Raw genomic sequence first — 10,569 nt, forward strand, 5'->3', positions numbered from 1 at the left:
GCTGGAGCGTCGAGGAGTGCTTCCAGGCCGCCAAGGGCCAGGTCGGACTCGACCACTACCAGGTGAGGCACTGGACCTCCTGGCACCGGCACATCACGCTCGCCATGCTCGCGCTGGCGTTTCTGACAGCCCTCGCCGCCGGCGCAGCGCCGCCGAAGCGGACCGCCGATCCGCACCACCCCACCCGCGGCAGCGACCCGATCACGTTGACCGTCCCCGAGATCCGCCACCTGCTCGCCGCCGTCCTCACGGCACCGGCCGTGACCGCGGGCAGACTGCTGCACTGGTCCCACTGGCGCACACGCCACCAGGCAACAGCCCGCCGCAGCCACTACCGACGACGATCCGCCGACGAATCCGCTGGGTAGATCACGAAACCGCACTGGAGTACTAGGCGGCTTCCTCGCACTCGGTTCGGCAGTCGCGGCAGCGGTCGGGGCCCGGGACGGGGGCGCGGAAGCCGCGGTCGCAGCCGTCGCAGTTGCGCACCTTGGTCTCGACGGGCGGCGCACCGGCCGGTGCGCGGAACGGGGGCGGGGGTGGCAGCTGGGCCGTCAGGCGGTGGGCCAGGAGAGCGGCGGGACGGCGTACGCCCTCGGGCGGCAGGTCGGCGCTCAGGGCATGGCGTACGGCGCTGGGGGTGACGTCCCGCTCCAGCCATGCGGCGACTCCGGGGGCCAGGTGGGCCGTGTCGGCGGCGGAGAGCAGCAGGTGGGGATTGCGGCGATGCAGGTCCGCGAGAAGGTCGGCGGCGGCCTGGAACAGCCCGGGGACGGAGCAGCCGGGGTGCGGGACGTCCGGGAGCGGCTTGCGGGGCGCGCGCGTTCCGCGGGCTTCTGGCTGCGTGCGCTCCTCGCACGCCTCACTCCGCTGCGGTTCCGCCGCCACCGGGGAGGCGGGGGCGGCCGGAGGGCCGACGGTGAGGGCCGGGGCAGCGGCGGGGGCGGAGGCAGCGGCGGGTTTCCCCGTGCCGTGGCGGGCCGCCGTCGGCTGGTTGCACGAGGTGGTGCGGGTGACGATCCGGCCCGCGGGGGTGCGGACGCGTTCGCGGCGCAGGTAGCCGTGGGTCTCCAGCTCGCGCAGGGCGGCGGCGATCCGGGTGGCCCCCTCGGGGAAACGGGCCGCGAGCGTCCTGATGTCGGCGGGGGCGCCCTTCGGCAGTGACTGGAGGTGGGTGCCGAGCCCGATGGCGAGGAGCGAGAGTTCGCCGTGCTGGGCCAGGTGGTTGCCGATCACGGTGAAGCGGGCGGTGTGGCGGGTGTTGTCGTGGGCCAGCCCGCCGGTACGGCGCCCCCGGTTCGGGGACTTGTCGCCCGGGACACGGGCCTGGGCGCGCGGGGGCACGTTAGGGTTCTGGATACCCATCGGGAAGGTTCTCGCTTCCTCGGTGGTCAGGCCCTCGCCCTGGGATTGCCGTCCCGGCGGGGGCCGTCGCGTGTCTGTCGGTGTGGGTCCTGCGTTGGGCCGAGCCTCGGTCCTGGCGGGCCCCGAAATCCAGCCGGACCCGGGATGTTCACCCTCCCGAGTGAGCGCGGGCCACGGGCGGGAGGGGTGGGGTTTGGTGGGGGTTCTTTCCCCCGCGTTCTTTGTCTTTCAGCCGTCGGCGGCCCCCGAACCCCTGGGGGGGGGTTCCCGTGGGGCGCGGGGGACTTGGGGCCCCCCCGGGGCCGGGGGGGGGGGGGGGGGGGGGGCCGCGAGGCTCAGTTCGGCCCACACGGTTTTCCGCGGGAACCTCCCCTCCACCACCCCCCAGCGGTCGGCCAGCGCCTCCACGAGCAGCAGCCCACGGCCCGACTCGTCCCCCGCGGCGGGCTCCTGCCGCGCGGGCAGCCGGTCGCCCCGCGTGTCGGTGACCTCGATGCGGAGCGTGGAGCCCACGACGTACAGCGTGAGGCGGAAGCTGCGGCCGGGCAGCCGGCCGTGCGTGGCGGCGTTGGCCGCCAGCTCCGCCACCACATGGCCCGCCGCCTCGTGGCGCAGGCCCCAGCTCCGGAGCGCGTCCACCGCGAGCAGGCGGCCCAGCCGGGCCCCGCGCGGGGTGGACGACAACAGCATCGTGGCGTGGCGGACTTCGTGGCCGGGTCGGGTGTCCGTCCCGGCGATCTCCCGAGTTTTCTGATTCACGTCACTCAGCGTGGCCGACCGGACGTACCGTGGAGAGTAATCGCGCTGCTGCGTACGGTGACCGTCCAGGGCTTGCCCGGCCCTGTCCGAAGTGTCGAAACGGCCCCCGCCGGCACCGCGTGACGGTACGGCGCGACACAGCGGAGGAGCACGGCATGTCGGTGGACGGCGAGGCGGTACGGGTCACGACCGAGGCGGACCGGACGGACGAACCGGGGTGGGAGGTCGACCCCGACGACGACTGGGCACTCGCGGCAGTCGCCACCGTGGGACGGCAGTTGAGACTCCGCCGGGAGGCGGCGGGCATGCGGGTCGGCGACTTCGCGGTGGCGGTGGGTTACGGCGCCGATCTGGTCTACAAGATCGAGAGCGGCAGGCGCATCCCCCGGCCCGAGTACCTGGACATGGCGGACGAGGTGTTCAACGCCGGTGGGCTCATCGCTGCGATGAAGGAGGACGTGAAGAAGGTCCGGTACCCGAAGAAGGTGCGGGATCTGGCTCAGATGGAGGGGCGGGCGGTGGAGCTTCAGCTCTACGACCCCTTGAACATCCATGGGCTGTTGCAGACACCCGATTACGCGCGGGGGCTGCTTCTCATGCGGCGCCCCGCCTACTCTGCGGAAGAAGTCGAGCGGTTCATCTCCGCGCGCGTGGCCCGCAAGAGCATCTTCGAGCGTGACCCTGCTCCTGAACTCAGCTTCGTCCTTGAGGAGTGGGCGCTCCGGCGTCCCTTGGGTGGACAGGCCAGGCTCCGTCATCAGTTGGAGCACCTGCTGGAAGTGGGGCAGTTGCGTAACGTCGAACTGCAAGTGATGCCGATGAATCGTGAGGAGCATGCCGGACTGGCTGGTGGCATCGAGGTGCTGAAGTTCGAAGACGGCTCAATGGTGGGGCGCTCAATGGCTGTTGCCAACGGCCGACCGGTTTCCGAACCCAGACAGCTCCGTATCCTGGAACTCCGGTATGGCATCATCCGGGCGCAGGCCCTCACGCCTCGTGAGTCAGCCGCGGCCATCGAGCAACTGCTGGGGGAGACATGATCCGCAAGCCCTCGTCCGGGGACGCCTCGGGCCTGGTGTGGTTCAAAAGCAGTTACAGCAGCAGCAGTGAGGGCGACTCATGCGTAGAGGTCGCCACCCAGCCCGGCACCCTCCACGTCCGTGACTCCAAGGACGTGGAGGGCGGCCGGCTGGCCTTCTCCCCCGCCGCGTGGGCCGACTTCGTGCCGTACGCGGTCGAGGGCTGACGGGCCGTTCCCACTCGGCCTCGGCCTCGGCCTCCGGTACGTCCACCTCGCTGCCCAGGGAACGGGCGAGGGCGGTGAACTCGTTGAGGGCGGACCGGAGGTCGCGGACGATCTCCTCGGCGATCACCTCGGGCGGCAGCCCGCTGTCGGCGTCGTCGAGGGCGGGGGCCTTCATCACGTGATGTCGCGGTTGACCTTGTCGCGGGCGACCAGGTCCTCGTAGCCGAACTTCTTGAACGGCCCGTTCCCGCCCTCGGCCCCGACGCGGGACGACGAGGGCTCGCCCGGCCGGCAGGCCGCCACGAAGTCGTCCGGGTGGGCGTGGGTGAGCGGGCGCTGCTTGAGCGCGAGGTGCTGGCCGGCGCCGGTCCTGGTGTCCGAGGCACCCTTGTTGGACAGGCCTTCTCAGGCGTCGCCCTCGAGGTCGGTTTCCATGTCCGTCCAGTCCTCGCGGCCGATCAGGTCGGCGGCGGGCTTCTCGAGGAGTGCGGGCTTGGTGATCCGGTTCTGTGCCTCGGCGAAGATCGTGCCGATGGTGGTGTGGGGCCGGCTGCCCAGGTGTTCCAGGGCCGTCCGGTGGTGCTTCTCCAGTTCGGTGCCGCGCTTGCCGGCGAGGGACTGCCCGTTGTGCTCGCCGGGTGAGGGGCGGGTCCGAGCGGGGTCCTTGTGCCACCGGGCGTGATGGGTCACGGCTGAAACCGCCGCTGCCCGATGGGGCTTGCGCCGTCGCGTGGAGAGCATCACCGCTGGGAGGTGCCCGTCGCGAAAGACTTGACCTCAAGTGAAGTAGAGGTCGCAGAGTGGGTGTTCTTCTGCAGATCTACCGGAAGGAACAGTCATGCGCGCCGTCGTGCTGCACGAGTTCGGACCCGCTGAGAACCTCCGTTACGAGACCGTGCCCGACCCCGTACCGGGACCGGGCGAGGTCCGCGTCTCGGTGAGGGCCGCGGGAGTCCACCAGATCGAGACGGCGATGCGCGAGGGGCTGGAGATCGGCCCGCCGCTTCCCGGACTTCCGGCGATCCTCGGGGGAGAGGTGGCCGGTGTCGTCGAGTCGGTCGGGCCGGATGTGGACGAGGCCTGGACCGGCGCCAAGGTGGTGACCGCGCACGGCAGGCCGGGGGGCTACGCCGAGCTCGCCGTCGCCGACGTCTCGTCCCTGCACCGGATTCCGGCCGGACTGGGGTACGAGGCCGCCGCCACCATGGTCGTCACCGGCAGGACCACCATCGGCCTGCTCGACATCGCGGAACTCACCTCCGGCGACGTGGTCCTGGTCACCTCCGCGGCCGGCGGCATCGGCCGGCTGGTCGTCCAGTTCGCCCACCGCCTCGGCGCCACGGTCATCGGCGCGGCGGGCGGACCGGCCAAGACGGCGGCCGTGCGGGAGCTGGGAGCGGACATCGCCGTCGACTACAACCAGCCGGGCTGGGCGGGCACCGTCCGCGACGCCTTGGGCGGGCGCGGCGTCACGGCCGTTCTGGACGGTGTCGAGGGCGCCAAGGGACGGGCCGCCTTCGGGCTGCTGGCCGAGGGCGGACGCTACATCACCATCGGCGCGGCCTCACGCGAGGAGTTCCGCCCCGGCGAGGCGGAACTGAAGGAGCGCGGTGTGCACTTCACCGACGCACTGGCCTTACTGCTGGAGGGCCAGAACGCGCCCGCCGACGAGGCCCGCGCGCTCACGGCGGCCGCCGACGGGAGTCTGGTGCCCGCCTTCCAGACCTTCCCCCTGTCGCAGGCCGCCGCGGCGCACGCCGCCCTGCGGACGCGGGCGACAACAGGCAAGGTCGCCCTCGTCCCCGACGCCCACTGGTGAGAGACGGCCGGCGTTGGTCCAGCCGAAACAGTGGTCTCACGAGAACACCGGTCGACCTCGCCCGCCGGCCATTTCGTCGGGACCGCTGACGGCGCTTCCGCCATCCGCACAGGGGCGGCCCCTCGCCGCTCCCGGCCGTTCACGTCCTCCACCTGCCCGCCCCACCTGTCCGGCGAGCCCGTCAGAGGTCCTGGACCCGCCGGAACGGCTGGTCGGCCTCCAGCTCGAACGCGAGTTCCAGCAGGGTCCGTTCGGCGCCGGGACGGCCGGAGAACATGACGCCGACGGGGAGGCCGTCCGGCGTCGTGCTCGTGGCCGGGACCGAGATCGACGGCGTTCCGACGACGTTGTTGACCGGGGTGAACGCCACGTAGGCGAGGATGCGGTCGATCAGGGTCGCGTAGGGGACGCTCGGGGCGAGGTGGCCGAGCGGGGGCGTGGTGTGGGCGAGGACCGGGGAGAGGACGAGGTCGAGTCCGCGGAACGCCGCCGCGTACGGCTCCCGCGTGCGCTTCAGCCGCCGCACCACGCCCGGCGTGCGCTGCCAGTTCCGCACGTACGTCTCGCGCAGGCCCCGGCTGAGGCCGTCCATGCGGCGCCGGTCGAAGTCCGGGCCGAGCGTCCTGCCGGTGGCGCCGATCAGGAACGACAGCAGGCCCCAGTAGGTGAGGAAGTCCTCGGTGAAGCGCGGGTCGATCGACAGCTGGACCGGCTGCACGGTGTGGCCGAGCCGCTCCAGCCGCTGCGCCGTCCGTGTGACGGCCGCCCGGGTCGCGGCGTCGGAGGGAACGCCGGTCGGCGAGTCCACCACGAGGCCGACGCGCAGCCGGCGCTCCGAGGGGCCCTCGACCAGGCCGACGGGCGGCAGCTTCGGGTTGCGCCAGTGCTGCTCGGCGGCGGCGAGGAACGCGGCGCTGTCCCGTACCGAGCGGCTCACCACGCCGTCGGTGACGACGTCGATCGGCAGTTGGCGACCCTGCGCGTTCGGGACCATCCGGCCGCGGGTGGGCTTCAGCCCGACGAGTCCGCAGCAGGCGGCGGGGATCCGGATCGAGCCGCCACCGTCGTTGGCGTGCGCGATCGGCACCGCCCCGGCGGCGACGAGTGCCGCGCTGCCGCCGGACGAGCCGCCCGCCGAGTGGCCCGTGTGCCACGGGTTGCGGACGGGCGCGGCGTCCTCGTACTCCGTGGTCGGGCTGAACCCGAACTCGGGCAGCCGGGTCTTGCCGAGCACCGTGACGCCGGTACTGACGAACTGCCGGGCGAACGGGGCGTGCCGGCGCGCGTCCTTCGGCGCGAACGCGGCGCTGCCGTGTCCGGTGGGCAGTCCCCGGTAGTCGGTGTTGTCCTTGACGAAGGTCGGCACCCCCGTGAGGGCACCGGCCGGCCCGGAGCCGTGGTCCGGGGCGTCGACGTGCACCTGGACGGCGTGGAGGCGGGCGTCCACGGCCCTGACCCGTGCCGCCGCGTCGCGGGCGGCCTCGGCCTCGCTCACCTCTCCCCGCCGGATCGCCTCGGCGAGCCCGACGGCGTCGTGGTCGCCGAGGGCGTCGTCCCGGAAGGCGTGGACCCTGGTCTGTTCCTCGGAAGTCGTCATCGCCGGCTCCGCCCCTGAACGCGTGGATGCTGGCCCGCCATCATTCCTTACCAACGAGTAACAAGCGAGGGGTCGACACGCACGAGTCGTTCCGTCACCGTCCGCGACCCGCCACCACGGGCGAGACGCGCGATGCCGAACCACAGCAGCACGGCGGTGGCGAGCAGCACGAAGGCGGCGCAGTTCACCACGGTCGGGTTGACCCACCCCGGCACCAGGTCGTACTCCGCGTTGCACTTGTTGTGCAGCGGGAACAGCCTCCGGAACTCCTCGGAACGGGCCGACCGGTAGGCGCCGTCGTACGTCTGGTGATGGGTGTACGCGCACGTCTCACCGATGTCGAGCCCGCCGCTGAGCGCTCCCCGGAGCCAGGCCGCGAAGCCGACGAACAGCGCGAGGGACCACAGGCGCGCCCACCACAGCGGGCGCTGCCACGATCCGTCGCACAGGCCGACGGGGATGCGGTAGAGGTTCCGGAGACTCCACAGCAGCCACACCGCAAGGAGCCCGGTGACAGCGAGCAGCCCGGCTTCCTTCACACGCCCGTCCCAGGGTCCGTCCGGGCCCGCCCGGTGCGCCGGCAGCCCGGCAGGAGCCCGGAGCCGGGCCGGGCGGGGCCGGCCGGTCAGAAGTTGATGCTGCCGATCATCCCCGCGATGTTGGTCGTCAGCTCGCTGATCGTGGGCGCGATCGTCGACGACGCCATGTAGAAGCCGAGGAGCATGCAGACGACCGCATGCCCCGCCTTGAGGCCCGACTTCTTGATCAGCAGGAAGACGATGATCGCCAGCAGCACTACCGCCGAAATCGAGAGTGCCACGGCGGCTCACCTCCAAGGATCCCAGGACGACAGGGGGGGGTAGGAATATGGGGGCAGATAAATCCGTACAGCAGCCAGCAGGTTCATACCCACTATGCGCCAACGATCATAACTATCGGTACGTGCGCATCGATCGGCGCACGGCCGCACAAGGGGGCGCATGGCCAATATGGTCATGGCATGACCACTGACGCTGACTCCTTCCCCCGACGGCACGCCCGCACCCAGCGGTTCACGCTCGGCGCGCCGCGATCGTTCACCGTGGCACCCGACGGTTCCCGGGTGGTGTTCCTGCGCTCGGGTTCCGGTACGGACCGGGCGAATTCGCTGTGGGTGCTCGACCCCCAGGACGGCGGGGAGCGCGTGGCGGCCGACCCGTACGCCCTGTTGGGCGGCGCCGCGGAGAGCCTGTCGCCCCAGGAGCGGGCGCGGCGCGAACGCAGCCGTGAGGGAGGCGCCGGCATCGTCGGCTACGCCACCGACGCACAGGTCGAGTTGGCCTCTTTCTCCTTGTCAGGGCGGCTTTTCACGGCCGAGCTGCGGGCCGGGACGGCGCGTGAACTGACCACTCCCACACCGGTGATCGACCCCCGGCCGTCACCCGACGGGTGTCACGTCGCGTACGTCGCGCAGGGCGCGCTGCGGGTCGTGGGCGCCGAGGGGACGGAGGACCGCGCGCTGGCCGCCCCCGAGGCGGAGAACGTCACCTACGGTCTGGCGGAGTTCGTCGCGGCCGAGGAGATGGGGCGTTCGCGGGGCTTCTGGTGGGCGCCCGACTCGGACCGGCTGCTGGTGGCACGCGTGGACGACACGCCGGTGAGCCGGTGGTGGATCTCCGATCCGGCGCACCCGGGACGGGAGCCGCAACGGGTGGCGTACCCGGCGGCGGGCACCGCGAACGCGGAGGTGCGGCTGTTCGTGATCGGGCTCGACGGGGCGCGCACGGAGGTCGTGTGGGACCGGGCGCGGTACCCGTACATGGCGCATGTGCACTGGTCAGCGGCGGGTGCGCCACTCCTGCTCGTACAGGCGCGCGACCAGCGCAGTCAGCTGTTCCTGGCGGTGGACCCGGACACCGGGGCGACCCGGATGGTGCACGCCGACGAAGATCCAGTTTGGCTGGATCTTTTCGCGGGAGTGCCGTGCTGGAGCCCCTCGGGGCAGCTGGTCCGGATCACCGACGAGGGGGGTGCCCGACGACTCGCCGTCGGCGAACGCCCACTGACCGGACCGCAGTTGCACATCCGCGCGGTACTGGACGTGTCGGACGACGACGTGCTGGTGTCGGCGTCGGCGGGAGCGGAGCCGGGGCCGAGGCCGGGGGCGGCGGACGGCGGGCCGGAGATCGGCGAGGTGCACGTCTACCGGGTGAACGAACTGGGCGTGGAGCGCGTCTCCCAGGAGCCCGGCGTGCACTCCGCGGTACGCGCCGGGGGTGTGACCGTACTCGTGTCCGCGACGCCGGACCGGCCGGGGACACGGGCGCGGGTCCTGCGTGACGGGAAACCGACGGCGACTGTCCGCTCCCACGCCGAAGACCCCGGTATGTCCCCCCGGGTGACGCTCACCCAGGGGGGCGCACGCAAAATTCCGTGCGCCGTGCTTATGCCGGCGGACTACCACGGCGACACTTCCCTCCCCGTCCTCATGGACCCCTACGGCGGCCCGCACGGCCAGCGCGTGGTGGCCGCGCACAACCCCCATCTGACCTCGCAGTGGTTCGCCGACCAGGGCTTCGCGGTGATCGTCGCCGACGGCCGCGGCACCCCCGGCCACTCCCCCGCCTGGGAGAAGGCCGTCAGGGACGACATCGCCGCGGTCACCCTCCAGGACCAGGTGGACGCGCTCCAGGCCCTCGCCGCCGACTTCCCGCTCGACCTGGACCGCGTCGCCATCCGGGGCTGGTCCTTCGGCGGCTACCTGGCCGCCCTCGCGGCGCTGCGCCGGCCGGACGTCTTCCACGCGGCCGTGGTGGGGGCCCCGGTCACCGACCTGCGCCTGTACGACACCCACTACCAGGAGCGCTACCTCGGTCACCCGGACGAGCAGCCGGAGGCCTACCGCCGCAACTCGGTGATCGACGACGCGGGCCTGGTCGACGCCGCCGCACCGCACCGCCCCATGATGATCGTCCACGGCCTGGCGGACGACAACGTCGTGGTCGCCCACTCGCTGCGCCTGTCCTCGGCCCTCCTCGCGGCCGGCCGCCCCCACGAGGTGCTGCCCCTGTCCGGCGTCACGCACATGACCCCGCAGGAGGAGGTCGCCGAGAACCTGCTCCGCCTCCAGCTGGACTTCCTCAGGCGCTCGCTGGGCCTGGCGGCGCACGGCTGACCACCGCCGCGACCCGGCCGTCACCACGGCCCGGGGCCCTCACCACGGCCCGACCGCCGGCGGAACCCGACCGCCGGCGGCCCCGGGCCGTGGGACCACGGGGCAGCGCCCCCGCCGAGGAGGCCTTCCCGCCGTCGCAGCCGCGTCGAGGCCGCGAGGCCGCGGGATGGTGTGAGCGATCCTGAGCTTCGCCCTCCGGTACCCGGCCCGCGGGGATCCCCCCGTGGGCGCGGCACACGAAGTGTGGCCCGGTCGGGCGCCCGGAGTGCCCCAGCCGGCCGAAGTCCCGCGGCGTGACCTGCGCGTCCCGCTCCGTCGACCGGCTGCACCACCCGGCGGGACGCCACCGGTCGCACCCGGGGAGACGGTAGGGCACCGCACCCTCCGCCGCCCGGTTTCAGGGCGCTGAAAGCATCCTGAAACCGCGTTGAACGCGCCCTGCCGCAACCTCTGCGGCATGACGACAACGACATCGCACTCTCCCGCCATCGCGGCCAAGGGGCTGCGCAAGGCCTACGGGGACAAGACGGTCCTCGACGGCATCGACCTGGCGGTGCCGGCCGGGTCCGTGTTCGCGCTGCTCGGGCCGAACGGCGCCGGCAAGACCACCGCCGTGAAGATCCTCTCCA

12 protein-coding genes and 1 pseudogene are annotated in these 10,569 nt (G+C 72.5%); 6 read left to right on the top strand and 7 right to left on the bottom strand.

The features are described 5' to 3' along the window. Positions 1–368: pseudogene (locus ORI94_RS34530) on the top strand (IS701 family transposase); the annotation flags it as partial. 22 nt (positions 369–390) lie between these two features. On the opposite strand, the gene ORI94_RS34535 reads toward ORI94_RS34530, so the two are convergent. Both ORI94_RS34535 and ORI94_RS34540 read right to left on the bottom strand, forming a co-directional pair. After that, positions 391–1,365, bottom strand: a complete 975-nt coding sequence (locus tag ORI94_RS34535) for a helix-turn-helix domain-containing protein (RefSeq protein WP_266082978.1) — start codon at positions 1,363–1,365, stop codon at positions 391–393. Between the two features lie 228 nt (positions 1,366–1,593). Beyond that, positions 1,594–2,124, bottom strand: a complete 531-nt coding sequence (locus ORI94_RS34540) for an ATP-binding protein (protein ID WP_266082980.1) — start codon at positions 2,122–2,124, stop codon at positions 1,594–1,596. Positions 2,125–2,279: 155 nt separating this feature from the next. Between ORI94_RS34540 and ORI94_RS34545 the strand changes: the two genes are divergently transcribed. Both ORI94_RS34545 and ORI94_RS34550 read left to right on the top strand, forming a co-directional pair. After that, complete coding sequence (locus ORI94_RS34545) at positions 2,280–3,164, top strand: helix-turn-helix domain-containing protein (RefSeq protein WP_266082982.1); 885 nt, start codon at positions 2,280–2,282, stop codon at positions 3,162–3,164. Next, on the top strand, positions 3,161–3,370 hold the full coding sequence (locus tag ORI94_RS34550; RefSeq protein ID WP_266082984.1) for a DUF397 domain-containing protein: 210 nt from the start codon (positions 3,161–3,163) through the stop codon (positions 3,368–3,370). The genes ORI94_RS34545 and ORI94_RS34550 overlap by 4 nt, the downstream gene beginning before the upstream one ends. Positions 3,371–3,544: 174 nt before the next feature. Here ORI94_RS34550 and ORI94_RS34555 read toward each other — a convergent pair whose 3' ends face one another. Beyond that, entirely contained in the window at positions 3,545–3,673 is a 129-nt protein-coding gene (locus ORI94_RS34555) for a hypothetical protein (protein WP_266082986.1), read from the bottom strand. Between the two features lie 102 nt (positions 3,674–3,775). Continuing rightward, entirely contained in the window at positions 3,776–4,060 is a 285-nt protein-coding gene (locus tag ORI94_RS34560) for a hypothetical protein (protein ID WP_266082988.1), read from the bottom strand. A 148-nt stretch (positions 4,061–4,208) separates the two neighbouring features. Between ORI94_RS34560 and ORI94_RS34565 the strand changes: the two genes are divergently transcribed. Then, positions 4,209–5,189, top strand: coding sequence for a zinc-binding dehydrogenase (locus ORI94_RS34565; protein ID WP_266082990.1), 981 nt, complete (start codon positions 4,209–4,211; stop codon positions 5,187–5,189). A gap of 181 nt (positions 5,190–5,370) precedes the next feature. On the opposite strand, the gene ORI94_RS34570 is transcribed toward ORI94_RS34565, so the two are convergent. From ORI94_RS34570 to ORI94_RS34580, 3 genes are all read right to left on the bottom strand, one after another. Further along, positions 5,371–6,786 (bottom strand): amidase, encoded by a 1,416-nt coding sequence (locus tag ORI94_RS34570; RefSeq protein WP_266082992.1) that lies wholly within the window; start codon positions 6,784–6,786, stop codon positions 5,371–5,373. Between the two features lie 47 nt (positions 6,787–6,833). Then, entirely contained in the window at positions 6,834–7,325 is a 492-nt protein-coding gene (locus tag ORI94_RS34575) for a hypothetical protein (RefSeq protein ID WP_266082994.1), read from the bottom strand. An 86-nt stretch (positions 7,326–7,411) separates the two neighbouring features. Continuing rightward, a complete protein-coding gene (locus ORI94_RS34580) occupies positions 7,412–7,606 on the bottom strand; it encodes a hypothetical protein (protein ID WP_042172665.1) in 195 nt (64 codons plus the stop codon). Between the two features lie 180 nt (positions 7,607–7,786). Between ORI94_RS34580 and ORI94_RS34585 the strand changes: the two genes are divergently transcribed. Both ORI94_RS34585 and ORI94_RS34590 read left to right on the top strand, forming a co-directional pair. Next, positions 7,787–9,940, top strand: coding sequence for a S9 family peptidase (locus ORI94_RS34585; protein WP_266082997.1), 2,154 nt, complete (start codon positions 7,787–7,789; stop codon positions 9,938–9,940). Between the two features lie 457 nt (positions 9,941–10,397). Next, positions 10,398–10,569 (top strand): ATP-binding cassette domain-containing protein (locus tag ORI94_RS34590; RefSeq protein ID WP_266082999.1); only part of this gene is annotated, 172 nt, incomplete at its 3' end.

The sequence above is a fragment of the Streptomyces sp. NEAU-W12 genome, assembly GCF_026242095.1.
GTDB lineage: Bacteria > Actinomycetota > Actinomycetes > Streptomycetales > Streptomycetaceae > Streptomyces.